Origin of the sequence: Enterobacter sp. 301B (genome assembly GCF_003850715.1) — a bacterium.
GTDB lineage: Bacteria > Pseudomonadota > Gammaproteobacteria > Enterobacterales > Enterobacteriaceae > Enterobacter > Enterobacter intestinihominis.
Window position 1 is genome coordinate 189,935 of sequence record NZ_PQTC01000001.1, and the last position, 24,274, is coordinate 214,208.

The following is a 24,274-nucleotide window of genomic DNA, read 5'->3' on the forward strand; positions in this document are numbered from 1 at the left end:
TCTTATGAAAACATTGCTCCCGACATCGACGGCTGGCAGCCTGCCGAAACCCACCTGGCTTGCGCAGCCGGAAACGCTCTGGTCGCCGTGGAAACTCCAGGATGAGGAATTACTGGCAGGGAAACAGGATGCGCTGCGTTTGTCTCTGGATGAACAGATTCGCGCCGGGATTGATATCGTCAGCGACGGGGAACAAACCCGCCAGCATTTCGTCACCACCTTTATTGAACATCTCAGCGGCGTGGATTTTGAAAATCGTCAGACGGTGCGGATCCGTAACCGTTACGATGCCAGCGTGCCGACCGTGGTAGACGCGGTGGCGCGCCAGAAACCGGTGTTTGTAGACGACGCGAAATACCTTCGCCAGCTGACGGACAAGCCGATCAAGTGGGCGCTGCCCGGCCCGATGACCATGATCGACACGCTATACGATGCTCACTATAAAAGCCGCGAAAAGCTGGCCTGGGAGTTCGCAAAAATTCTCAATCAGGAAGCCCGCGAGCTGGAAGCGGCCGGCGTTGACATTATTCAGTTCGACGAACCTGCCTTTAACGTCTTTTTCGACGAAGTGAATGACTGGGGCATCGCCGCGCTGGAGCGCGCCATTGAAGGGCTGAAATGCGAAACCGCAGTACATATCTGCTACGGGTACGGCATCAAAGCCAATACGGACTGGAAAAAAACGCTCGGCTCCGAGTGGCGCCAGTATGAAGAGGCGTTTCCAAAGTTGCAGACCTCAAAGATCGATATCATCTCGCTGGAGTGCCACAACTCGCGCGTGCCGATGGATCTACTGGAGCTGATCCGCGGTAAAAAAGTGATGGTCGGGGCAATTGATGTTGCCACCCAGATCATCGAAACGCCGGAAGAGGTTGCCGATACGCTGCGCAAGGCGTTGCAGTTTGTGGATGCAGACAAGCTCTATCCGTCCACCAACTGCGGCATGGCTCCCCTTTCCCGCCAGGTCGCCAACGGTAAGCTGAAGGCATTAAGCGCCGGGGCTGACATTATCCGTCGCGAGCTTGCCCGCTAACCTTCAGGTTTGCCAGTACAGCGGCGTACCGAACCGCTCTATATAGTAGTCAATCACCGCCCTGACGTTCAGGGGCGGATGACGCGCGTTCGGGTAAATCGCCGCAATCGTCAGTGGCTCCGTATTAATAGAACACTCCATTTCCGGCAGCAGTGCCACCAGCTCACCGCTTTTGAGCCGTTCGCTCACCATCCAGTCCGGGAATAGCACAACGCCCATGCCGCCCAGCGCCGCAATCAGGAGCGTTTCCGCGTTATTGGAAGTCATCAGCGGTACGATGGGATAGTGAACCCACGCCTCGCCCGGCTGCCGGATTAGCCAGCGGTTAGGCCCGGACGAGCCGCGGTAAACCAGACAGTGGTGACGGCTGAGATCGTCCGGCCCCTCGGGTGCGCCATGTTTTTGCAGATAGTCCGGCGAGGCCGCCAGATGGTAGAACTGCTGACCGAACACCCGGGCGTGAAACGAGGAGTCCGTCAGCACGCCGATGCGGAAGATAACGTCCGCGGCGTCGCGGTGCGGATCGATAAAATCGTCGGTGAGGGTCAGTTCAATGGAGAGACGAGGATAACGCGCCAGAAGCCCCGGCAGGCCCGGCGCGATGTGCCGTTGTCCGAAAAAGACCGGGCCATTGATACGCAGCGTGCCCGACGGCTCGCAGGCGCGTTCATCCAGCTCGCGTCGCGCATCCTCCAGATTTCCGGCCATCGCCCGGGCATAGCGCACAAAAAGATGCCCGCTCTCTGTGGGCATAATCGCCCGCGTGTTGCGGTAGAAAAGCTGTTGCCCGAGGGCGTCCTCAAGCTGGTGGATCATGCGGGAAACCTGCGACGCAGAAATTCCTTCCCGCCTCGCCACCACGGAAAAATTCTGCGTTTCATAAACGTCGATGAAGATCAGCAGCGCGCGAATGCTGATATGTCCGGCATCCATCATTAATGCATTTCCTGCACAGGTGTTTCCTGCATTATGGCATTTTTCTCAATGATGTTCAGACGTAATCTTCTCCGCCTGGAAAAAGGAGAAAAAGCGTTATGCACATTATTTTAATTTTACTGGTGATTGCCGGCGGCATGGGGCTGTCCGTGGAAGCCGGGCTGCTGGGGCCGCTGGGCGCGGAGGTGGGCGACCTGTGGGCGGCGTTCAGCATATTTAGCGTGGGAACCGGGCTGACGTTTCTGCTGATGCTGTTTTTCAGCCCCCGCAACAGTCCCTCATTTTTTGCGCAGCCGTCATGGCACCTGCTGGGCGGCGTGCTCGGCCCGGTCTACGTCATCATTCTCACCATTGCCACGCCAGCGATCGGTATTGCTATGACGATGATCGGCATTCTGGCAGGCCAGGTCTTTAAAAGCCTGATTATTGACCACTATGGCCTGCTGGGTACGCCGCACCGCAGGATCGATACAAAACGCATTATTGCGCTGGGATTTATCATCGCCGCGCTCATTCTCGTGGCTCAGGGGTAACGTTATGACAGTGATTATGATTATTCTGGCGGTGATTGGCGGCGCGACGCTGAGCATTCAGGCTGCCATTAACGGGCAATTAGGCAGCAGCGTGGGGGTATTCAAAAGCGCGTTTCTGACCTTTTCCGTCGGCGCGCTGGTAACCGCCCTGCTCATCTTCTTTTTTGAGCCGAAACAGGCGGTCAGCTTGATGGATGTGCCCAAGTGGCAGCTTCTGGGCGCCCTGTGCGGCGTGCCCTATATAGTGATTATGGTGCTCGCGGTGCAACGTATCGGCACCGCCGTTGCCACGGTAGCGGTGATCCTGGGTCAGCTGGCCATGAGCATGCTGATTGATAACTTCGGCTGGCTGAACAATGAAGCCATTCCGTTTTCAGCGAGCCGTTTCGGGGCCGTGGTCTGCCTGAGTATCGCGCTCTTCTTCATCTACTCAAGCAGTAAACCTCAGCCCGAAGAGGATTAACCGCCCTCTTTGCGGGTAAAGAACAGCGTCACCGTGGCGACGGTGACGCCAAATTTCTTCATCTCGGTTTTATTGAATAGGCGGGTGCTGTCCTGCAAATACATCCAGTCATCAAAGTGCAGCAACCAGGTTTTGCCGTCCGCCTTCACGTTCATGCTGTAGCGCCAGTTAAGGGCGTTGCCCGAAACCTGACCTGTCGCGACACCTTCTATGTCACCCGCCGTGCCTTCGTAACGATCGTGGCCAATGCGGCGGATATGCCAGACGCGCTTTTGCTTCTCGCCGTCGTCATAGACAAAATGCTCGTTCAGCGTCAGCGTATCGCCGATAACATCTCCGGCGATCTCGACGTGAAAACGGCGGATCTGCTTACCGCTGCGGTCCTGCACCATCCCCCACGCCTCGGTTTTGCCCTGGAAGTAGTGGAAAATATCAAGCCTTGGCTGCTGCTGACGATACTCGGTCACTTCTGTGCTGCACCCGGCCACCAGCATTGTCAGTGTAAGCGCCATTAACAGGAATCGTTTCATTGTGGTCCTCCGATTAACTGCTGACGCAGTTCAGGATACTCGGTGCGGGGATCGAGCCAGATCGCCAGAAAGCGCGAGCTAAACGCTGCCGACTGGCGCGGCCCGAGGGGCGTAAATTTTTTCTGCAAAGCCGTGGGGCGATACCAGAATTGCCCCTGACCGTTATTAACCACAAACGCGAGCTGCGTGCCGGGCGTGACGTCGGGCCAGAGCGCTTTTAGCATCCGCAGCCAGGCTTCACTCTGCGGCTCCTGCTGCAAAATGCCCTGCGCCTGCCACTGGTCACGGGTCGCCTCGACCAGGTCGTCGCCATCGATATCCCGGGCATAAGTGATAATCAGCGCGTTATCGCTGTCTGTTCCCGTATAGCTGCCGTCGGGCGTCAGCAGTTGAGAGGTATAAACGGTAAACGGCCCCCAGGTGAGGGTGGCATCGCCTACCTTGCGCCAGCTCAGCCAGTCAGTCGCCTGCGCGTTATAGGCCATAACGGTAAGCGCGAGCGCGAGTAACAGATGTCTCATTGTTGTCTCCCCATCAGCAGGTGGAAAAACAGCATCAGCACCAGCCAGCCCGGGATCATCCAGCTGACGACGATAAAAGTCGGCTCCAGGAACGTGATGGCCCCCAGACGCTCGCCAAACAGGTAGGCCAGCGGCCCCCCCAGGGTCGCCAGCGCCGTCAGCAGCCAGCCCGGCAAGGTGGTCGTGCGGGTCAGTTGCGTCCAGACGGTGGCAAACATCAGCCACAGCGCCACCATCCATAGCGGCATCAGAGACGTGCCAGTGAATGAAATCAGCCCCGTCAGCGCCCAGAGGGCGTCCAGCATCGCGCCCGACGCCGCCAGCACAAGGGCGTATACCCGGTGTGATGGCGGTAACAACAGCCAGGCAATCAGCGCCAGCGCGATCCAGATGACCAGCCCCTGCTCGCGAAACAGCACCACCAGCGTCCAGTAGAGATCAAACCCGATGGCCAGCAGAAAGACCTGCCCGTAGCGCTTCATACGCGTTCCGCAGTCAGTTGCACCACGCTGATGGTGCGGGCGTTAAACCCGGCTTCACAGTAGCCGAGGTAGTACAGCCACATCCTACGGAAACGGTCATCAAATCCGAGCTTTTCAATCTCCTGCCAGGCGTGAACGAAGCGCTGACGCCAGTGCGCCAGCGTGCGGGCGTAGTCCGGCCCCATATCGAAGAGGTTACGCACGACAAAATCGGTATGGCGGGTCATCAGTTCATTCATGGCGGTGATGCTGGGCAAAAAGCCGCCGGGGAAGATGTAGCGCTGAATAAAATCGACGCTTTTGCTGTAGTCGCGATAGCGCTGATCCTGAATGGTGATGGCCTGAATCGCCATCCGCCCGCCCGGACGCAGACGCGCCTGGCAGGTGCGGAAAAACGTTGGCAGGTAGCGTTGGCCGACGGCTTCAATCATCTCAACCGACACCAGCTTATCGTACACTCCGGTCAGATCGCGGTAGTCACAGAGCAGCACCTCAACGCGATCCTGTAAACCTGCCCGCGCGATCCGCGCGGTGGCCCACTGGTACTGCTCCTGCGATAGCGTGGTAGTTGTTACCCGGCAGCCATAATGACGGGCGGCATATTCCGCCATCGCCCCCCAGCCGGTACCAATCTCAAGCAGATGATCGTTTGCGGTGAGCGCCAGTTGGTCGCACAGCCTGGCCATTTTTGCCTGCTGAGCCGCTGCCAGATCCTGCTCTTCCCCGGTAAACAGCGCGCTGGAGTAAAGGAGTTGTTCATCAAGGAAATGGGCGTAAAAGGTGTTGCCCAAATCGTAATGGGCGGCAATATTTTCCCGTGCCTGCGCGCGGGAGTTGCGCCGCATCCAGTGCCGTAGCCGCTCTACCGGTTTCCCGAGCAGGCGAAACCCTTTTTCCAGTTCCCCGAGGATCTGGCTATTGCGCGCTATCAGCTCCAGCAGCGGCGTCAGGTGGGCCGTCTCCCAGTCGCCATCCATCCACGCTTGTGCCGCGGCGAGGCTGCCCCCGGTTAGAATGCGCCAGTAGACGCCCGGCGCGAGTACCTGCACCTCAGCGTGAAGCGCGGTGGAGGCATCGCCGAACTGGAATGTCTGCGCGCCTTCACGCAGCGTCAGCGAGCCGCCGCGCAGCCCGTTCAGCAGGCGAAAAAGCAGCCATCGCGCGACGCGGACGTTGCGCGGGATATCGGGTTCAAGCGCAAAGACGGGATCGGTCATGAGCGTTCACTCCTGCTTAGGGGATGGTTATGCAGCGGCACGCGCTTCAGCCACAGCCTGAGCGCCTGCCAGTAAATGGCGAAAACGGTTTTGAGGGTCATCAACGGGATCCGCGCCAGCAGCGACCGCAGCGCTGCGCGCGTCAGCGGCTCCCGGCGCAGCGTCAGAGTGGCATCAAACACCTTCGTCTCCTGATGGTTTTCGATATGCATGCGCAGCGTGCTGGCCGGACTGTTGAAGCGCCAGTGGTAGACCATGTCCATCGGATTAAAGGGCGAGACGTGAAACGCTTTTTCCGTCGGCGGGGCGTCCCGCCCCGCTACCGCGTAGTAGTGTCGTTCATTCCACGGCGTGTTGCGGACTTCGGCGAGAACCCAGCGCAGGGTGTCTTCCCTGTCATAGCAGTAGTAAAAATTGACCGGGTTAAAATGAAAGCCAAAATAACGCAGTTGGGTTAGAAGCATGACCCGCCCCGCCGGGCGTTCGCCGATCAGATTTTCCAGACGCTCAAGGACGCACTCTTTGAGCGGCGTGCCCAGCGGGTAGTCCGCATCATAAAATGCCGCGGGCGCAACGCGGTTACGGCGCACACCGACGGAGGGCAGCGCGTCCAGCTCATCGAGATCGAGCCAGGCCATAAAGACGCTATAGGTAAAGTGGTGCGCTTTTGGCGAAAGACGGCGATGGCGCAATGTGCCGTGGTAAAGGCAGCTGTTCATCTCAGTTGCCCTCCCCGGCCGCGATGGCGTTTACCACATCCAGCGCACTGCGTACCCCATCTTCGTGGAAGCCGTTGTACCAGTACGCGCCGCAGAACCAGCTCCGCTGGCGACCGTTTATTTCTCCGCGTCGGGCCTGGGCTTGCCAGCTTTGCGGGTTAAAAAGCGGATGCTCATAGACAAAGCGGCGCAGCACATAGCGTTCTTCCACCGGCGTTTCCGGGTTGAGGGTGACGCAAAACAGCGGGCTACCCGGCGGCAGTCCCTGCAAGATATTCATGTTGTAGGTGACGCAGGCGCTGGCCCGATCCTGCTCGCTGAGGCGGTAGTTCCAGCTCGCCCACGCGCGCTTGCGCACCGGCAGCCAGCGCGGATCGCTGTGAAGCACCACCTCGTTACGCTGCCAGCCGATATCACCCAGCACCTCACGTTCAGCCTGCGTTGGGCTGGCGAGCATCGCCAGCGCCTGAGCGGAGTGGCAGGCGAAGATCACCTGATCAAAGTTATCTGTTACGCCCTCACGCGTTATATCAACCCCGCGAACGTGGCGAATAACCTGCTGCACCGGCGCATTGAGGTGCAGCGTCAGGCGATCGCCAAGCTTGTCCATCATCGCGCGGATGTACTCCCGGGAGCCGCCCGGCACCACGTACCACTGCGGACGATGGGTAATGTCCAGCAGACCGTGGTTCTCGAAAAAGCGTAAAAAGAGCGGCAGCGGGAAGCGTTTCATCTCCTGTAGCGAGGATGACCAGATAGCCGCCCCCATTGGCAGAATGTAGTGACGGGCAAAAAAAGGCGTGAAGCGGTGCTGGTGCAGGAACGTCTCCAGCGTGGCGGACTCGCTGACGTCACCCCGGAGCGTCTGTTTCGCCAGCCGGTTAAAGCGCACGATCTCCTTCAGCAGCGTCCAGAAGGCAGGGTTTAACAGATTACGACGCTGGGCGAACAGCGACGTCAGCGTGTGGCCGTTGTACTCCAGCCCGCTCTGCGGGTTATGTACCGAAAAACTCATCTGCGTTTTTTGCCCGCTGATGCCCAGTTCGCTCAGCAGCCCCATGAAGCGCGGATAGGTGCGGTCGTTGTAGACAATAAAACCGGTGTCGATGGCAAAGTTGCCCTGCGGCGTGTCGACATCCACCGTTGCGGTATGCCCGCCCGGCGTAGCCTGCGCTTCAAACAGCGTGACCTGATGATGTCCGGCGAGCCGCCAGGCACAGGTTAACCCGGCGATACCGCTGCCGATAATCGCGATCTTCATGGTCGCACCATCCTGCGCAGCAGTGCGCGCTGAAGTATATCGGGCAGACCGGAGAGCAGGCGCAGCGCCAGGCTAAACCCGGCGGGAAACGCGATATGATCCTTCCCTTTTGCCAGACCGCGACGAATGGCATGGACGGCGTCCTCCACGCTGACCCGGCCCGGCATCGGGAAATCATTTTTTCGGGTCAGCGGCGTGTCGACAAAACCAGGTGAAACGACCGTGACGGCGATCCCTTTCGGCTCCCAGTCGAGGCGCAGCGTGTCGGCAAACCAGGTTAACGCCACTTTAGAGGCGCCATAGGCTTCGGCTCGCGGGAAGTGAAGCCAGTGCGCCATCGAACTGATCAGCACCACGCGGTTGCCGGATATCAGCTGCGGCTGCAACGCCGCAAGGCAGTTTACCGGCCCCATGAAATTGGTGGTCATGACCCGCGCCACCAACGCGGCATCCACCTCGCCGCGATCGAGATACTCGCAGGTTCCGGCGCAAAGAATCACCGTGTCGGCAGCACAGTCCGCCAGCGCCTGGCGACAGGCGTCCCTGTCTGTCATATCGAACAGGCGCACCGTAATGTTGGGGCTGTGCTGATGCACGGCTGCCAGACGTTGCGCATCGCGCCCGCAGGCAATCACCCGGTAGCCATCGTCGGCAAAAGATTTCGCCAGCCCGGCCCCGATGCCCGAGCTTGCGCCGGTGATCAGAACCGTTTTCATGATTTCACTCTCCGCTTCACGCCGCGTACGGCCCAGCCGAGCACCGGAAGATGTTCGTAAATCATCTCTCCGGCATCGTAGTAATCCCGCTGGCGAACAATGCGATCGTCGCGCATGTCTACCACAGAGCAGCCCGGCAGCTGGCGCATTGCCCCCCGGGCAATACGCGGGTGCGACCAGTGCATCATCCAGGTAACAACAAAGCGATCGCCCTGCTGCAACGGTGCATCGACGGTAAAGCGGCACCGCTGGACGTTAGCCAGCAGGTGAGTGAAATAGCGCTGAATCGCGAACAACCCGCTGTGTTCGCCAAAGGGATCGATAAGCGTGGCATCGGCGCGATAAATCTTTGCCAGAGCCGAAGGTGGCTGGGTATCCAGCGTGGCGTAATAATCAACGAATCGACTGATGACGGGCGGCAACGTGCTCATGGGTCACATCCTGGCTGTAAACAACGTAGCGAAATCGCATAATTAAAACTTACACAATTAGCGTTATTTGTCCAAGTTTGTGCAGATATATTTTTTATACCTCTTTTAATTCAGTATTTTAAAAACTTTCCCTGAGGTGCCAATTTGAGTCAAAAGCAGATTCTCACCGCCGTGCCGTTATTTTTTAGGGATAACCTTAAGGCAAAGGTGCCATTTATCTTCCAGACTTATCCTTTTAATTCATAAGGATGTCACGCGATGAAAAATTTACTGATGGCGCTCTTTTCCAGCCCGGAATCCTTGTTGCAGGTTATGAGTCACCAGGAAATTATCGAAGCCGTAGAGGATGGCGACCGCATCATCATCGATCAGGATGGAAACGCCTCGGTTAACTACAAAAGTAACGAGGTTCGGCAGGACTTTCTGCGCCATGTCAACGCGCTGAAGAGGGCCTGAAATGGGAACGGCAATATTCATGGTATTGATGGTATGCGGCTACTGGTACACCAGCCGCGATCTCTCAACACGGTTCAAAATTAAGCGTTCATTCGGCTGGGATGTCTATTTCCTTGTGGCGCTGTATGGCTGCATTTTCGTTTTACAGGGCGTGATCGCCACCGGCCTGCTCTGGCTGCTGTTGTTCGCCCTCTCGGCCGCCGACAACACGTTCCATTTCACGTCCGCAAAATACGCCGACTGGCAAATTGATTTTATGAACTGGAGCTTTTTAGGGATTCAGGCTCCGGTCGTGGTGATGCTGGCCTTTGCGATCCTGTTTTGTCTCTATCGTTCTAACTGGGCCGGCAGCGCGCGGCTGGACGGCGAAGGCCGGAAAAAGCTCTACAAGCGGCTGGCGCAATCGAGCGGGATTGAACAACTGCTCTATCAGTGCATGGAGGAAGGTGAACTTGCGCACGTCACGCTGAAGTCGCGGCGGATTTATATTGGCATGATCCATACCGCCACGCTGGAGTATGAAAAAACCGCCAATATCGTGCTTATCCCGATGCTGAGCGGCTACCGCGACGGGGAGAACATGCAGCTGTGTATTGAGCACAACTACAGCAAATGGTACGCCGAGCATGAGGTTACGCTCGACTCAGAGCCAAAAAGCGCTATGGATTTCCGTAAGGTGATCATGCTTGATCAGATCGAGAGTATTTCGCTGTTCGATCCGGCAAGTGCCAGCGCGCTGGCGATGCGTGAATAAAAAAATGGCGCCTTATTTCTAAGGCGCCAGGATTATGTGGATGAAACCTGAACTTATGGCGTTACGATATTGAACCAGAAGTCAAATTTGTCCATGTAGCTCAGCATCTCTTCCAGCTTCGCCCCGTTTCCGCTCACCTTCACGTCACCTTTATCCATCGCCTGCTTCAGCGTCTCTTTCTTAAGGATGATGTTGTTCAGCGTGGTGCGATCAAACGCGATAGTTGCGTCGGCATCCTTCGCCTGCGCGTTGGCGGTATGGTTCAGCACGCCGTTTTCCAGCTCCAGCTTGTATTTGCCGCCATCCTTACCGAGATCGACATTGAAGACCGCCTTCGCGTTACCGGCCCGCACCCCGTTGATGTGCACACCCAGGTAGTCGAAGAACATTTCCGGGGTCATCGCTCGCACGGTATCCGGGCTGGCGGTGTTCGGCGTCGGCAGCTTCTTCACGCCATTACGCAGTTCTTGCGCGCCGGTCAGGTAGAAGTTACGCCAGGTGCCCGCTTCCGCCTGGTAACCTAACTGCTCAAGCGCGTCGGCTTCCAGATTACGGGCAGCCTGGTTGTTAGGATCGGCAAAGACCACTTTGCTGACCACCTGAGCAACCCAACGGTAATTACCCTGCTGATAATCCGCTTTGGCTTTCTGCATGATGGCATCAGCGCCGCCCATGTACTGCACGAACTTCTTCGCAGCCTGTTCAGGCGGCAGCTCGTCGAGGGTTGCCGGGTTGCCGTCGAACCAGCCGAGATAAAACACGTAAGTGGCTTTGACGTCGTGGCTAACGGAGCCGTAGTAACCGCGGCTTGCCCACTGTTTCTCGAGCGATTCCGGCAGCTTAAATTCTGCGGCGATCTCATCGCGAGTCAGGCCTTTGTTGGCCATACGCAGGGTCTGGTCGTTGATGTAGCGGTACATATCGCGCTGGCCTTTCATCAGCTTGACGATATTCTCGTTACCCCAGGTCGGCCAGTGGTGCTGCGCAATAATCACTTCCGCGTCCGCGCCCCAGCGCTCAATGGCGGCGTTAATGTACTTAGACCAGGCCAGCGGGTCGCGGATTTTCGCGCCGCGCAGGGAGTAGGTATTGTGCAGAGTATGGGTCACGTCCTCTGCGGCCTCGATCATTTTCTTCTCTTTGACGTACCACAGCATCTCCGACGGAGCTTCTGAACCCGGCGCCATCATAAAGTCGTAGGTCAAACCGTCGATCACTTCTTCCTGACCGGTATGGGTAATGTAGTCGGTCGGCGGGATGAGGGTGACAGTACCCGCAGAGGTGGTGGTGCCAAGGCCTGCACCCACCTGGCCTTTTGCATCCGGCTTCAGCAGGTTGCCGTACATATAGCTCGCACGGCGGCTCATCGCGTTTCCGGCCATAATGTTTTCGGAAACCGCCTCTTTCATAAAGCCATCCGGCGCGTAGATTTTCACTTTGCCAGACTTGACGTCAGCTTCGTCAACCACGCCGCGCAGGCCGCCATAGTGGTCAACGTGGCTGTGGGTGATCACCACAGCGACGACCGGTTTCTTGCCGCGGTTTGCATAGTAGAGATCCAGCGCTTCTTTCGCCGGTTCAGCGCTTAACAGCGGGTCGATAACGGTAATGCCCTTCTCGCCCTCAATGATGGTCATGTTGGAGAGATCGAGATTACGGATCTGATACACGCCGTCGGTGACCTTAAACAGCCCGCCAATGTTGATCAGCTGTGACTGACGCCACAGGCTCGGGTTTACCGTATCCGGGGCTTTTTCACCCTCTTTGACGAAATCATATTTCGCCGGGTTCCAGATAACGTTCCCCTGCTCGCCTTTGATCATGTTTTGCGGCAGCGGGGCGATAAAGCCTTTATGGGCATTTTCAAAGTCGGTTTTATCGGCAAACGGTAATTTGTTATACAGGGCGTTATTAGCCTGCTGGGTTGTAGGAGTGGCATCCTGCGGCTGTACTTCCGCAAACGCGGAAAGCGACAGCGACGTCAACACACCGGCCAGCGCCAGATGTTTAGCGATTATCGTTAATTTCATTAAATGGCCTCATAGATTAATTGCGCCGCCAGCGATATTTAATTGTGGCGGATAATTTTAATGCGAACTCATTGAGGACCATTCTAACCAGAATACCTTCCCTTCATAGTCCCATATGGGACTGGTTATTTATCGATTCGTAATCCGTGGGCTATTGCTGCTATACTCGCTACCATAGCAGACGTTGCGGGGAGAGGCTTAGCGTGAATTTTCAGGATATCCATACCTATTATCAGCAACTCAATATTGGGCAATTTTTTCCGCAAATGCTTTGTGAAGGCGAGGTCTTAACCGTTGCCGCAAATAAAAAACTCACCGTTGAACCTGGCTATATTTATTTCTGTACTGAAGGGTCGCTGACGATATTAATGCCTGATGATGGGCTGAATATTGGCAATACTATTGAGTGTATGCCGATCGGGTTAATGGAAAGGTATTGTCCACTGGCGAAGTATGAATATCGCAGCAGTGCCAGGGTGAAACTGGTGAGAATATCCTGGGCCGACTTCGACCAGATATTTTTCCAGGGTGGGCCTGAGCGCATGCAGGCGCTGGCCACCATACTGACCTACATGTCGATATTCACCATCGACCTGCATAACGAACGCAGGCAGGTCACCAGCTACCAGACCATTAAACCCATGCTCTATCGCTATCTTTATCGGCAGGAAACCCACACGGGCGAGAATGAGGGTCTGGCGCTGTTTATCATCAAGCGCACTAACCTGTCGCGAACGCATGTCTTTCGCGTGCTGGCGGATCTTAAAGCCGGGGGCTATATCACCATGAAGCGCGGAAAGCTGGTGTCGATAGACCGTCCGCTGCCGGAGGCGTATTAAATTACGCCCCTGAAGCGAATGCTTCAGGGGCTGGCTGATTAACGCACCAGGTGCAGGAAGTGCAGATGTTTTTCATACTGGTCCAGAATATCGTTAATTAACTGCTCCTGGTTCCAGCCCATCACATCGTAATTTTGCCCACCTTCCTTGAGGTAGATTTCTGCCCGATAGTACCGGTGCTGTTCTGCCTGATTCTCATCATTCTCCATGGCCGCTAGCGCGAAGGTCGGCGAGTTATAGCCACGCAGCCTGACTTCATAAATGAAATTCAGCTCATTGCCTAAATCCACCTCAAGGCGAATACGATCGTCCGACGCGTCGCTGATATGGCTCTGCGTTCCCTGCTTATTCAGTTCATCCTGCACCAGCACCATGGCCGGTTTGATCACCTCTTCCATAAAGCGTTTCACCAGGGAGCGTTTAGGTAAGTAGGCGATGTTACGCAGTCTGCGCTGCCACGGAATGGGGTTACGGGCCGCTGTCGGCGCGATCGTGGCCATACTCAGGCTCTCGCGTTTGGTCAAATCGCGTCGGAGCGCCTTCAGCAACCCATAGATTGAGACCAGCAGGATCATCGAGAACGGTAGCGCGCTGGCGATAGTCACGGTTTGCAGCGCACTCAGTCCGCCCGCGAGCAGCAGCGCGATAGCGACTACGCCCATCAGCGCGGCCCAGAAGATGCGCTGCCAGACGGGTGTATTGGCCTCGCCGCCGGACGCGAGGGTATCCACCACCATCGCCCCGGAGTCAGCGGAGGTTACAAAGAAGACAATAACCATCGCCATGGCGATAAATGACAGCACGGAAGAGAACGGGAAATGCTCAAGGAAATTAAACAGCGCCAGCGCCACGTCCTGCTGGACGGTATTCGCCAGATCGGACGCTCCCTTGTTCATGATGAGGTAAATGGCGCTATTGCCGAACACCGTCATCCACATCAGGGTAAAGCCCGCCGGGACAAACAGCACGCCGGTCACGAACTCGCGGATGGTTCTGCCGCGGGACACACGGGCAATGAACATCCCGACAAACGGCGACCAGGACAGCCACCAGCCCCAGTACAGCAGCGTCCAGCCTCCCAGCCAGTTGCTGGATTTCGGTTCATAAGCGTACAGGTTAAACGTCTTGCTCACCAGCTCGGACAGGTATCCGCCGGTATTTTCCACAAAGGATTTCAGCAGGAGTACGGTTGGCCCCAGGCACAACACCAGCACCAGCAGCAGTACCGCCAGCCCCAGATTGAGCTCTGATAAAATGCGAATGCCTTTGTCCAGACCGGACACCACAGAAATGGTCGCCAGCCCGGTAATCAGGACGATCAGGATCACCTGCACGGTATCGTTGATGGGCACGCCAAAAAGGTGGTTCAGCCCGGCATTGACCTGTAAAACGCCGTAACCTAACGAGGTCGCCACGCCAAATACGGTGCCGATTACCGCGAAGATATCCACCGCATGACCTAGCGGGCCGTAAATACGGTCCCCGATAATCGGATAAAGCGCCGAACGAAGCGTCAAAGGCAGGCCGTGGCGGTAGCTGAAGAACGCCAGAATCAACGCAACGATGGCGTAGATAGCCCAGGCGTGCAGCCCCCAGTGGAAGAATGTCAGCCGCATGGCCTCTTTGGCCGCAGCGACCGTTTCAGGTGTCCCCACCGGCGGGGAAAGGTAGTGCATGACCGGCTCCGCCACGCCGAAGAACATCAGGCCGATCCCCATCCCCGCCGAGAACAGCATGGCGAACCACGAGTGGTAGCTGAAGTCAGGCTGGGAGTGGTCGGGCCCGAGTTTAATATCGCCGTAGCGGGACAAGCCGAGGAACGTCACGCTCATTAAAATCAGCGCGACGGCAAGAATGTAAAACCAGCTGGCGTTGGTGAATATTTGCTGTTGCAGTAGCTTAAAGTTTTTATCGGCAACGTCAGGGAAAATCGCGGCAAAGGCGACAAGAAGGAAAATTAACAAAGCAGATGTGTAAAATACCGCTTTGTTAATCTGGCTTTTGGACTGCTTTGGGATAGTGTCGTTTTCACTCATATAGTGTCTTCCATAAACGCATTGACCGCTCTGAATGAGAGGCGTGATCTGCGTCAGGGTAACAAAATCCCTTTATGAATGCAGGTCTGAAACGTTCAATTATACACTATCCCCAAAGGGTATTTGTTGCGCGTTAACGCATCCCTATGCCATTGCATTATTTCGCAGGCAAGAAATGGTTAATTATCCCGGCCAGCCGACTTGGGCCGTAAGTTCTCATCGAATACCAGCCGTTTGCGGCCGGGCTCTTCTTCCCGCAGCGGCTCTACCTGATGCAGCGTCTGCTTACAGCGATCCACCAGCACCTGATACTCCCGCGTGCCCTGCTTTTTCCACTCTATTTCCTGCGCGCTTAGCTCACGAATCGCTTTCGCCGGACTGCCAAGAATTAAGTGATTCGCAGGCATTTCCGCTTTGGCCTTCACAAACGCCGCCGCCCCGACGATGCTGTTTTCGCCGATCGTCGCTCCGTCCATCACCACCGCATTCATCCCCACCAGCGCATTACGACGGATAATGCAGCCATGCAGGATCGCGCTGTGGCCGATATGCCCGTCCTCTTCCACCACCGTGTCCTGCTCCGGAAAACCGTGCATCACACAGTTATCCTGAATGTTCGCGCCGTCTTTCACCACGATCCGGCCAAAATCACCGCGCAGGCTGGCGTTGGGGCCTACGTAAACACCTTTGCCGAGGATCACGTCGCCAATCAGCACCGCGGTCGGGTGAACATAGCTCTCTTCAGGCACGACCGGCGTCAGACCATCAATTTGATAAACAGGCATACCCTCTCCTTATGTGATATTCAGACCACCAAAACGCTGGTGATAAAGCGTGCCGGGCGCGGGCAGCTCGCCGACGGAGGTTTCCCCCTTCTCACTGACAAACGCCAGGGCTCCCGCTGCCACGCGCTGGTAGATGTTAATGCACAGCTGTCGCGCGCTCTGTCCCGCCCAGTGCGCCGGGAGTAACTCCTCCGGCAACAGCGGATCTTTCAGCACCACGCGACGATAAAAATGAATGAGTAACAGCTGGATCTGGAAGCAGCGTTCCGGGGTTAAATCCTCGGGCGACGCCTCTTTCAGCAGCGGCAGCAGCGGACGGAACGAGTTGATAAACGTTTCGTACATCGCGTTTTGTTCGGTCAGCTGCCAGCACTCTTCCACGCGGGATCGTAACGCCGCGCGTGACAAAGCCAGCGGCGAATGAGCTTCAAAGAAAATGACGTTTTCCGCCACGCCCGCGTCATGCAACAGCGACTGCACGTCCGCGAGGTTCTGCGACGGCGAGGCCATCAGGCTCGGCGCCAGCGTGCCGAACCCTTGCCAGATGAGCTGTTTTTTCACGTCCGCGAGCGTGGTTTTATCCAGCCCCTCGGAAAGCAGTAGCAGCCATTTACCATCCCACGCCGGCAATTCTGCACGGTAGATTTTATTTTCCGCGCGTCGGGTCAAACGCAGCCCCTTGTCGCTGAGACGGTAAAAGCTGCGGCGGCCAATGCGGGACACGTCCAGCCAGCCCTCTTTGTTGAGGCGAAACAGCGCGGTGCGCACAAAGCGCTCCCCGAATCCCATCCCTTCCAGCAGGGCCGCCAGGCTGCCGAGCCAGATCTCTCCGCCGCGATGGGAAAGCGCGTCGCCATACAGCGAGGAGATAAGCGACGTTCCGCTGACGGGAACAGAGCTGACTGCGTGCTGGATAAAGGCATCAAGTTTATTCATGTGATTCATTCTGTTGTTATTTTTTTCCTGGATGAATCATAGCATAGGAATTTGGGGTTTCCCCCTCACCCTAACCCTCTCCCAAAGGGAGAGGGAACTTAATACACCCTCTCCCTTTGGGCTGAGGGATCCCCAGTAATTTTTTTATGCAGAAGCAATAAAGTTGCTTTCTAAATGACTGAGGGCTGTCAGCGATGCCCTGGTCCGGCTGTAAATCGCTGAGGCGTTTCCTGCAGGCCGGGGCGAGGCGCAGGGATGCGCCGAGAGGGCGGCTTTACAGGGACGTTGCCTCCGCCCGTACCCGATAAGCCGGAAGGAATAAGCCGAGGGCACCGCGAAGCGGCGATTTACCGCCGGGAGCCCGGGTCGCCAGGGTGGTGGCGACTGAGCCACCCTGGCACGTTCACCGGTCATGTCGTTACAGAGTAGCAAGGAACATAAAGTGAACGGAATGACCACCACCTCCGTATATTCCCCTCACCCTAACCCTCTCCCCGGAGGGGCGAGGGGATTGCTCAGTGCTCGCATTAATTTGTGGGGAACCCTCAGCCCTTTGGGAGAGGGCTGGAGTAAGGGAAATTCAACCGTTGGCTGCTACTTTACGCAAATCAAACACCCGGCAGGCTTTACCCTCGGATCGCGGTATGCTGCCGCAGTTAACGATCATCACATCGGTTGAAATCCCCACCATCGATTTAATCCGATGACGCAGCTGATGGCAGACCTGACAACGCTGTTCATGCGTCAGCGTTAAGCTACTCTGTTTCAGCTCGACCTTCACCGAAAGTGAATCAAGATGCCCGCGGCGGTTCACCTCCAGCTGATAGTGCGGCGAAAGATGTTCGAACTTGACGATCTCCTCTTCAAGCTGTGACGGGAAGACGTTAACGCCGCGAATGATGAGCATGTCGTCGCTACGCCCGCTGATGCGATCCATCCGGCGCATGGTGCGTGCGGTACCCGGCAGCAGGCGCGTCAGGTCGCGGGTGCGGTAGCGGATCACCGGCAGCGCCTCTTTGGTCAGCGTGGTGAACAGCAGTTCGCCCTGCTCGCCGTCGGCCAGCGGCGAGCCGTCATTCGGGTTGACGATCTCCGGGTAGAAGTGATCTTCCCAGATGGTCGGGCCGTCAGCGGTTTCAAGACACTCCATCGCCACGCCCGGCCCCATCACCTCGGAGAGACCATAGATATCCAGCGCGGTAATGCCCAGCCGTTTCTCGATTTCGCGGCGCATCGCCTGCGTCCACGGCTCGGCGCCAAACACGCCGACGCGCAGGGAACAGGCGCTGGCATCACCGCCCATCTGACGCTCCAGCTCTTCGATCAGGTTCAGGCAGTAAGAGGGCGTCACCATGATCATATCCGGCTGGAAATCGCGGATCAGCTGCGCCTGCTTCTCCGTCTGGCCGCCGGACATCGGGATCACCGTCGCCCCCAGACGCTCTGCACCGTAGTGCGCCCCCAGCCCGCCGGTGAAGAGCCCGTAACCGTAGGCGACGTGAATTTTATCCTTCGCGCTGCCCCCGGCGGCGCGCAGGGAACGGGCGACGATATTGGCCCAGTTGTCGATATCATTCTGGGTATACCCCACCACGGTCGGCTTTCCGGTGGTGCCCGACGAGGCGTGAATACGCACCACCTGCTCCATCGGCACCGCAAAGGTATCGAACGGGTAGTTGTCGCGCAGATCCTGCTTGGTGGTGCACGGGAATTTTTGCAGGTCCGCCAGCTCGTTGAAATCGTCAGGGTGAACGCCCGCGGCATCAAACTTGCGTTTGTACATCGGAACGTTGTTGTAGGCGTGGTTCAGCGTCCACTTCAGGCGCGCGGTCTGCAACGCCTGCAATTCATCAATGGACGCGGTTTCGATCGGATCAAGCTTTGTTGTATTTATCATCGCAGGGTACTCACATTATTGTTCGCTCAAACACGCTCAAGGATCATGGCAATGCCCTGACCCACACCGATGCACATCGTACACAGCGCGTAGCGCCCGCCGCGTCGGTGCAATTCATTGCTCGCGGCCAGCGCCAGTCTGGCACCGCTCATTCCCAGCGGATGACCTAGCGCGATCGCTCCGCCGTTCGGGTTGACATGCTCCGCGTCATCCGGCAAGCCCAGCTGACGCAGCACCCCCAGCGCCTGTGCGGCGAAGGCTTCGTTAAGCTCAATGACGTCCATATCGGTGATACTGAGTCCGGCACGTTCCAGCACCTTACGGGTGGCGGGAACCGGGCCTAATCCCATCAGACGCGGCTCGACGCCCGCGGTCGACATGGCCACAATGCGGGTGCGCGGGGTTAACCCCTGGGCAAGCGCCATCGGCTCGCTGGCGATAATCAGCGCCGCCGCCCCGTCGTTGACGCCAGAGGCGTTCCCCGCCGTCACCACACCGTTCTTGCGAAACGGGGCTTTCAGCGCGGCAAGATGTTCAAGGGTGGTTTCGGCGCGCGGATGCTCGTCTACGCTCACTTCCGTTACCGCGCCTTTTTTCCCCGTTATCTGTACCGGGATTATCTCCTGCGCCAGAACGCCATTCTGCTGCGCCAGCGCGGTGCGCTGCTGGCTGCGCAAGGCAAATGCGTCCTGATCGGCACGGCTTATATTTAACAATTCCGCTACATTCTCTGCCGTTTCCGGCATGCTGTCAGTTCCGTATTGCTGATGCATGAGCGGATTCACAAATCGCCAGCCGATGGTGGTATCGAATATCTCCGCCTGACGCTGAAACGCCGCGGTGGCTTTACCCATCACGAACGGCGCACGGGACATGGATTCGACGCCACCGGCGATCAGCAGATCGCCATCCCCGGCCTTAATGGCGCGCGCCGCAAAGCCAAGGGCATCCAGACCGGAGCCGCACAGGCGGTTAATGGTGGTACCGGAAACGGTCTGCGGCAGCCCGGCCAGCAGCGACGACATGCGCGCCACGTTGCGGTTATCCTCTCCGGCCTGATTTGCGCAGCCGAAGATCACGTCATCTATGCGCTCCAGATCGAGCTGCGGGTAACGCGCCAGCAGCGCACGCAGCGGAACGGCCCCTAAGTCATCGGCACGCAGGCTGGATAATCCTCCACCGTAGCGACCGACCGGGGTACGCACACCCTCACAAATAAATGCGTTACGCATCAGGCTTCTCCTGTCACACTGCCGCCGGTGCGGTGGGATTTCCCGCGAAAAAGAGCGACGGTTTTCTGTTGTTGATTCTGAATTTCGATGTCGTAGACGCCGGTCAGTTTGCCCTGATGCTTCACCCGCGCGGTAGCGGTCAGCTTATCGCCGGCAAAGCCCGGACGCAGAAAATCGATGGCGCAGCCTGAGGCCACCGCCGCCAGCCCCTGACTGTTGCAGGCGTAGGCAAAGGCGGTATCGGCCAGCGAGAATAGCTGTCCGCCGTGGCAGGTTTTATGCCCGTTAAGCATCTGCGGGGTGATGGTCATGGTCACCACCGCGTAGCCCTCGCCCATCTCGATAATGTCCATCCCCATCGCCTGCGCGCAGGCGTCCCGTTCGTACATCGCGCGGGCGTTATGCCAGGCGTTATGACTCATAACTACTCTCCAGAAGCGCACGCTGGCGCAGCAGTGAACAGGGGCGATAACGTTCCTCGCCGTAGTGACGTTGCAGGTTCTCCAGCAGCGTTAACAGACGCTGCCAGCCAAGGCGCTCGCCCCAGGCGATGGGGCCGCAGGGATAGTTGACCCCTAAGCGCATGGCGGTATCGATGTCTTGCTCACTGGCGACCCCTTTTTGCAGGGCATCCAGCGCTTCGTTGGCAATCATCGCCACCGTGCGCCAGATCAGCAGGCCGGGGTAATCCGCAATCTGGACCACCCGTTTCTCCTGGTGCTGCAACCAGTAAATGGCTTTCTGCGTGGCGGCGTGCGGGTTGCCGGGCGCGGCGGCTATAACGGCCACATCACGCTCGATGCGGTCGACCACCACCACCGGACAGCCGTGGCGCAGCGCCAGCGACTGCGCGGTTTCACCCTGCGTTTCGATCAGCAACAGATCGTCAATTTCCGTGACACCGTCACTTCTTCGCTGTGCGCGCATCGGGCTGAAGCTGTGGCTGACCGGGGCGAGCCAGCTGACGGCGGGTTTGTCCTCCTGCCAGCGGTAAACGCCCTGCCCGCTTTTCTTACCCAGACGCCCCGCCAGCACCAGCTCCTGCTGCACCAGCGACGGCAAAAAACGACGCTCCTGCCAGAAGGCGTTAAATACGGAGCAGGTCACGGCAAAGTTGACGTCCTGACCAATCATGTCCGTCAGCTCAAGCGGCCCCATCGGGAAACCCCCGCTGTCTCGCAGGGCGGCGTCGATCACCTCGGGCGCTGCCACCTGCTCTTCCAGCGCGCGCCAGGCTTCCGAGTAGAAAGGACGCGCTACGCGGTTGACGATAAACCCCGGTGTGGACTGGCAGCGTACCGGCTGCTTTCCCCAGCTCAGCGCCAGCTCGCACAGCGCATCGGCCACTTCGGGTGAGGTCGCCAGCCCGCTGACCACCTCCACCAGCTTCATCACCGGGGCAGGATTGAAGAAGTGCAGCCCGGCGACGCGTTCAGGGTGGTTTACCTCCGCCGCAATCGCGGTAACGGAAATGGACGAGGTATTGCTGGCGAGTAGCGTCTGCGGCGGACAAACCTCTGCCAGCTGGGTAAACAGCGCCTTTTTCACTTCAAGCCGCTCGGAGGCCGCCTCGATCACCAGTTCGGCTTTCGCCAGAGCACCGATATTCGTCACCGGCGTCAGGCGGGCGAGGATCTGTTCCCCGGCGTCGGCAGAGAGTTTTCCGCGCGCAACGCGAGAGGACAGCCGCTGGCGAATGCCGTCGACGGCGCGGGAAATCGCCGCAGCGTCAATGTCGTACACCAGAACCGGATGACCGTGGCTGGCTGCCACTTCGGCAATCCCGGCGCCCATGGTGCCGCTGCCAATGACGGCGACCGTATGGATATTCACCATCTTATTTCCCCGTAAAGTTCGGCGCGCGTTTTGCCAGGAACGCGCTGACGCCTTCCCGGTAGTCGTCGCTGCGTCCGGCCAGACGTTGATAGTCGCGCTCCAGATCAAGCTGGGCGTCGAGGGTGTTGGTTTCGGCGGCGTTGATTGCCTGCTTGATCAAGCCCAGGCCATAGGTCGGCTGCGAGGCAAAATGCAGCGCCATCTGCTGTGCGGTGGCGGAGAGCTGCTCGTCGTCCACCACCTGCCAGATCATTCCCCAGGCCTGTGCCTGCTCGGCGCTGAGCTTGTCGCCCAGCAATGCCAGCCCCATGGCGCGGGCGCGTCCGGTCACGCGCGGCAGCAGCCAGGTTCCGCCGCAGTCCGGTACCAGCCCGAGCTTGCTGAAGGCCATCACAAAGCTGGCTGAACGGGCCGCAATCACCATGTCACAGCCGAGGGCCAGCGTGGCACCTGCCCCCGCCGCCACGCCGTTAACCGCGCAAATCACCGGCTTCGGCAGTTTTGCCAGGCGACGCACTAGCGGGTTGTAAAAAGTCTCAACGGACATGCCCAGATCCGGCGCGGGGCCGGTCGGGTCCACGTTACGGTCGTTGAGATCCTGCCCGGCGCAGAAACCGCGTCCTGCCCCGGTGATCAGCAGGCAGCGGATGGCGTCATCGCGCTCGGCCTGCTTCAGGCATTCGGAAAGCTGCTGGTGCATGACGTCGTTAAAGCTGTTCAGGCGCTCCGGGCGGTTCAGCGTAATGGTCATTACGCCCTGCTCAACATGGCTCAGAATAAATTCCACAATTAGCGTCCTTTAAAGTCTGGGGTGCGTTTTTGTAAAAAGGCGTTGATACCTTCCCGGCGATCGTCTGTGGCCGCGAGCAGCGCAAACAGCTGACGCTCCTGCGCCAGCCCGGCCTGAAGCGGCACTTCCTGCGACTGGCGAAGCGCCTGCTTCGCCGCCTGTAACGCCAGCGGCGAGTGGCGCGCCATCAGCGCCGCCTGCTTCAGGGCGTACTCCAGCGTCAGCGAGGCCGGGTAAACGTCACTGACCAGCCCGGCGCTGTGCGCCTGAACCGCCGTGATGCTTTCGCCCGTCAGCACCATTTTGCTGGCCAGCGATTTGCCCACGCTGCGGATTAGCCGCTGTGTGCCGCCTGCGCCCGGCATGATCCCGAGGGTGATTTCCGGCAGGCCAAAGCGGGCGTTATCACCGGCAATCACCACGTCGCAGAGCAGCGCCAGCTCACAGCCTGCCCCCAGCGCGTAGCCGTTCACGGCGGCAATCAGCGGTTTGGTGAAGGCGTTTATCCGCGCCCACAGCTGAGGGCGGATGTCGTTCAGGGTGGCGGGCAGGTCTTTCTCCGCCATTTCGTTGAGATCGGCCCCGGCGGCAAAGCAGCGTTCGTTGCCGTAAATCACACAGACGGCGATCTCCGCATCCGCGGCGGCGGCTTCAAGCTGCTCCGCAATTTGCGTGAGCAGCGCATTGTTGAGCGCATTGCGCGCCACCGGACGGTTAAGCGTCAGCTGCAACACGCGGCCATGACGGGTGACAATCAGTTCGCTCATGCCATCCCCTTCGCATCAAAATCGACGATAACGTCAGCGGTTAACGGCAGCGCCTGACAGCTCAGCACATAGCCTGCGGCCAGCTCGTCCGGCTCCAGGCTGTAGTTGGTCGCCATGTCCACCTCCCCGCGAAGCACTTTGCATTTGCAGGTGGCGCACACGCCGCCCTTGCAGGCGTAAGGCAGATCCGCCCCCTGACGCAGGGCCGCGTCAAGAATGCTCTCGTCGTCCGCCGTCAGGGTGATCTCCCTGTCGCGCCCGTCCTGACGGACGGTGACCTTCTGCCCGTCGGCCTGCACGCTGACTGTCCGTTTAACGGGGGTTCCCGGCGTGTTAAAGCGTTCAAGATGGATCGCTTTTTCCGGCATACCCAGCGCTTTCAGCGCCGCCTCAGCCTCGTCCATCATCGCCGACGGGCCGCAGATGAAGGCTTCATCGTACTGGCGGAAATTCACCAGCGTTTTTGCCAGCGCATGGAGCTTTTCCCCGTCAATACGGCCATGGAGCAGATCGCTGTCGAGCGTCTCCTGGCTGAAGATAGAGATCAGCTGCAAACGCTGCGGGTATTTATCTTTCAGGTCCGCCAGCGCCCGGCGGAACATCATGCTCTGGCTGCTGCGGTTACCGTAAATCAGGGTGAAGTGGCTGTGGGCTTCAGTGGCCAGCGTAGCGGACATAATCGCCAGCATCGGGGTGATCCCGGACCCGGCGGCAATCGCCAGATAGTGGCCTTCGCGTTCGGCCTGCGGCTGGTAGCCAAAATGCCCCTGGGGAACCATCACCTCCAGCGCCATGCCAGGTTTGATCTCGTCCCGGGCATAGCGGGAAAAACGTCCGCCCTCGATGGCTTTGACCGCCACGCTGATCTCACCGCACGCGGTGCTCCGGCAGATGGAGTAGCAGCGGCGCAGTTCATCCCCGCCAGGACTGGCTTTCAGGGTCAAATGCTGACCGGGACGGAAGCGGTACGCCTCCTGTAACGCCTGCGGCACCGCGAAGGTAATGGTCACCGCGTCGCGGGTTTCGGGTTCCACTTTTGCCACTGTTAATGAATGAAACGTTGTCATGGCAGCC

Annotated in this window: 26 protein-coding genes; 6 read left to right on the top strand and 20 right to left on the bottom strand. The window is 58.3% G+C overall.

Translation table 11 applies throughout. The annotated features are described in order from the left end of the window. Nucleotides 1-4 precede the first annotated feature (4 nt). Nucleotides 5-1,033 carry a methionine synthase gene (locus C3451_RS00815; protein ID WP_045622272.1) on the top strand — a complete coding sequence of 343 codons (1,029 nt, stop codon included), beginning with the start codon at nucleotides 5-7 and terminating at the stop codon, nucleotides 1,031-1,033. A 3-nt stretch (nucleotides 1,034-1,036) separates the two neighbouring features. On the opposite strand, the gene C3451_RS00820 is transcribed toward C3451_RS00815, so the two are convergent. Further along, a complete protein-coding gene (locus C3451_RS00820; protein ID WP_022648045.1) occupies nucleotides 1,037-1,969 on the bottom strand; it encodes a LysR family transcriptional regulator in 933 nt (310 codons plus the stop codon). A gap of 98 nt (nucleotides 1,970-2,067) precedes the next feature. Here C3451_RS00820 and C3451_RS00825 point away from each other — a divergent pair, with 98 nt between their 5' ends. Next, nucleotides 2,068-2,502, top strand: coding sequence for a DMT family transporter (locus C3451_RS00825; RefSeq protein ID WP_003857304.1), 435 nt, complete (start codon nucleotides 2,068-2,070; stop codon nucleotides 2,500-2,502). A 4-nt stretch (nucleotides 2,503-2,506) separates the two neighbouring features. Next, nucleotides 2,507-2,965, top strand: a complete 459-nt coding sequence (locus C3451_RS00830; RefSeq protein ID WP_022648044.1) for a DMT family transporter — start codon at nucleotides 2,507-2,509, stop codon at nucleotides 2,963-2,965. On the opposite strand, the gene C3451_RS00835 is transcribed toward C3451_RS00830, so the two are convergent. From C3451_RS00835 to C3451_RS00870, 8 genes are read right to left on the bottom strand one after another with little or no spacing between them, the layout of a single operon-like run. Next, a complete protein-coding gene (locus C3451_RS00835) occupies nucleotides 2,962-3,495 on the bottom strand; it encodes a DUF3833 domain-containing protein (protein ID WP_023300045.1) in 534 nt (177 codons plus the stop codon). The genes C3451_RS00830 and C3451_RS00835 overlap by 4 nt on opposite strands. Beyond that, nucleotides 3,492-4,016: a hypothetical protein gene (locus C3451_RS00840; RefSeq protein ID WP_045622274.1), complete on the bottom strand. Its 525-nt coding sequence runs from the start codon at nucleotides 4,014-4,016 to the stop codon at nucleotides 3,492-3,494. Before C3451_RS00840 ends, C3451_RS00835 begins: the two co-directional genes overlap by 4 nt. After that, the gene (locus C3451_RS00845; RefSeq protein ID WP_023300043.1) at nucleotides 4,013-4,498 is read right to left on the bottom strand and encodes a DUF2878 domain-containing protein; all 486 of its coding nucleotides are present in this window, start codon (nucleotides 4,496-4,498) and stop codon (nucleotides 4,013-4,015) included. The genes C3451_RS00840 and C3451_RS00845 overlap by 4 nt, the downstream gene beginning before the upstream one ends. Next, nucleotides 4,495-5,715 (bottom strand): cyclopropane-fatty-acyl-phospholipid synthase family protein, encoded by a 1,221-nt coding sequence (locus C3451_RS00850; RefSeq protein WP_045622276.1) that lies wholly within the window; start codon nucleotides 5,713-5,715, stop codon nucleotides 4,495-4,497. Before C3451_RS00850 ends, C3451_RS00845 begins: the two co-directional genes overlap by 4 nt. After that, the gene (locus tag C3451_RS00855) at nucleotides 5,712-6,434 is read right to left on the bottom strand and encodes a DUF1365 domain-containing protein (RefSeq protein WP_045309111.1); all 723 of its coding nucleotides are present in this window, start codon (nucleotides 6,432-6,434) and stop codon (nucleotides 5,712-5,714) included. Before C3451_RS00855 ends, C3451_RS00850 begins: the two co-directional genes overlap by 4 nt. A gap of 1 nt (nucleotide 6,435) precedes the next feature. Continuing rightward, the gene (locus C3451_RS00860; RefSeq protein WP_045622278.1) at nucleotides 6,436-7,695 is read right to left on the bottom strand and encodes an FAD-dependent oxidoreductase; all 1,260 of its coding nucleotides are present in this window, start codon (nucleotides 7,693-7,695) and stop codon (nucleotides 6,436-6,438) included. Next, nucleotides 7,692-8,411, bottom strand: a complete 720-nt coding sequence (locus C3451_RS00865) for an SDR family NAD(P)-dependent oxidoreductase (RefSeq protein ID WP_045622279.1) — start codon at nucleotides 8,409-8,411, stop codon at nucleotides 7,692-7,694. The genes C3451_RS00860 and C3451_RS00865 overlap by 4 nt, the downstream gene beginning before the upstream one ends. After that, nucleotides 8,408-8,842, bottom strand: a complete 435-nt coding sequence (locus tag C3451_RS00870; protein ID WP_045622281.1) for a nuclear transport factor 2 family protein — start codon at nucleotides 8,840-8,842, stop codon at nucleotides 8,408-8,410. Before C3451_RS00870 ends, C3451_RS00865 begins: the two co-directional genes overlap by 4 nt. A 258-nt stretch (nucleotides 8,843-9,100) precedes the next feature. Here C3451_RS00870 and C3451_RS00875 point away from each other — a divergent pair, with 258 nt between their 5' ends. Together C3451_RS00875 and C3451_RS00880 are read left to right on the top strand one after the other, a co-directional pair. Then, nucleotides 9,101-9,298 (top strand): hypothetical protein, encoded by a 198-nt coding sequence (locus C3451_RS00875; protein ID WP_022648035.1) that lies wholly within the window; start codon nucleotides 9,101-9,103, stop codon nucleotides 9,296-9,298. 1 nt (nucleotide 9,299) lies between these two features. Beyond that, a complete protein-coding gene (locus C3451_RS00880; RefSeq protein WP_022648034.1) occupies nucleotides 9,300-10,052 on the top strand; it encodes a hypothetical protein in 753 nt (250 codons plus the stop codon). A gap of 53 nt (nucleotides 10,053-10,105) precedes the next feature. Here the strand turns inward: C3451_RS00880 and C3451_RS00885 are convergent, their stop codons facing one another. Further along, complete coding sequence (locus C3451_RS00885; RefSeq protein WP_045622282.1) at nucleotides 10,106-12,082, bottom strand: alkyl sulfatase dimerization domain-containing protein; 1,977 nt, start codon at nucleotides 12,080-12,082, stop codon at nucleotides 10,106-10,108. 203 nt (nucleotides 12,083-12,285) lie between these two features. On the opposite strand from C3451_RS00885, the gene C3451_RS00890 reads away from it, so the two are divergent. Beyond that, a complete protein-coding gene (locus C3451_RS00890; RefSeq protein ID WP_045622284.1) occupies nucleotides 12,286-12,921 on the top strand; it encodes a helix-turn-helix domain-containing protein in 636 nt (211 codons plus the stop codon). Between the two features lie 38 nt (nucleotides 12,922-12,959). Here the strand turns inward: C3451_RS00890 and betT are convergent, their stop codons facing one another. The 10 genes from betT to paaE all read right to left on the bottom strand — a co-directional run bounded on the left by betT (nucleotide 12,960) and on the right by paaE (nucleotide 24,267). Next, nucleotides 12,960-14,957: a choline BCCT transporter BetT gene (betT, locus tag C3451_RS00895; RefSeq protein ID WP_045622286.1), complete on the bottom strand. Its 1,998-nt coding sequence runs from the start codon at nucleotides 14,955-14,957 to the stop codon at nucleotides 12,960-12,962. Between the two features lie 179 nt (nucleotides 14,958-15,136). Beyond that, complete coding sequence (gene paaY, locus C3451_RS00900; RefSeq protein WP_023300036.1) at nucleotides 15,137-15,742, bottom strand: phenylacetic acid degradation protein PaaY; 606 nt, start codon at nucleotides 15,740-15,742, stop codon at nucleotides 15,137-15,139. Between the two features lie 9 nt (nucleotides 15,743-15,751). Continuing rightward, nucleotides 15,752-16,687 (bottom strand): phenylacetic acid degradation operon negative regulatory protein PaaX, encoded by a 936-nt coding sequence (gene paaX / locus C3451_RS00905; RefSeq protein ID WP_032622213.1) that lies wholly within the window; start codon nucleotides 16,685-16,687, stop codon nucleotides 15,752-15,754. Nucleotides 16,688-17,258: 571 nt separating this feature from the next. Continuing rightward, the gene (gene paaK, locus C3451_RS00910; protein WP_023300034.1) at nucleotides 17,259-18,575 is read right to left on the bottom strand and encodes a phenylacetate--CoA ligase PaaK; all 1,317 of its coding nucleotides are present in this window, start codon (nucleotides 18,573-18,575) and stop codon (nucleotides 17,259-17,261) included. A gap of 26 nt (nucleotides 18,576-18,601) precedes the next feature. Beyond that, complete coding sequence (gene pcaF, locus C3451_RS00915; RefSeq protein ID WP_045621703.1) at nucleotides 18,602-19,807, bottom strand: 3-oxoadipyl-CoA thiolase; 1,206 nt, start codon at nucleotides 19,805-19,807, stop codon at nucleotides 18,602-18,604. After that, nucleotides 19,807-20,229, bottom strand: coding sequence for a hydroxyphenylacetyl-CoA thioesterase PaaI (paaI, locus tag C3451_RS00920; RefSeq protein WP_023300032.1), 423 nt, complete (start codon nucleotides 20,227-20,229; stop codon nucleotides 19,807-19,809). The genes pcaF and paaI overlap by 1 nt, the downstream gene beginning before the upstream one ends. Continuing rightward, the gene (gene paaH / locus C3451_RS00925; RefSeq protein WP_045621701.1) at nucleotides 20,219-21,643 is read right to left on the bottom strand and encodes a 3-hydroxyacyl-CoA dehydrogenase PaaH; all 1,425 of its coding nucleotides are present in this window, start codon (nucleotides 21,641-21,643) and stop codon (nucleotides 20,219-20,221) included. Before paaH ends, paaI begins: the two co-directional genes overlap by 11 nt. A gap of 1 nt (nucleotide 21,644) precedes the next feature. Next, nucleotides 21,645-22,433 carry a 2-(1,2-epoxy-1,2-dihydrophenyl)acetyl-CoA isomerase PaaG gene (gene paaG / locus C3451_RS00930; protein ID WP_108367520.1) on the bottom strand — a complete coding sequence of 263 codons (789 nt, stop codon included), beginning with the start codon at nucleotides 22,431-22,433 and terminating at the stop codon, nucleotides 21,645-21,647. Beyond that, on the bottom strand, nucleotides 22,433-23,200 hold the full coding sequence (gene paaF / locus C3451_RS00935) for a 2,3-dehydroadipyl-CoA hydratase PaaF (protein ID WP_045621700.1): 768 nt from the start codon (nucleotides 23,198-23,200) through the stop codon (nucleotides 22,433-22,435). Before paaF ends, paaG begins: the two co-directional genes overlap by 1 nt. Next, on the bottom strand, nucleotides 23,197-24,267 hold the full coding sequence (gene paaE / locus C3451_RS00940) for a 1,2-phenylacetyl-CoA epoxidase subunit PaaE (protein WP_032676250.1): 1,071 nt from the start codon (nucleotides 24,265-24,267) through the stop codon (nucleotides 23,197-23,199). Before paaE ends, paaF begins: the two co-directional genes overlap by 4 nt. Nucleotides 24,268-24,274 lie beyond the last annotated feature (7 nt).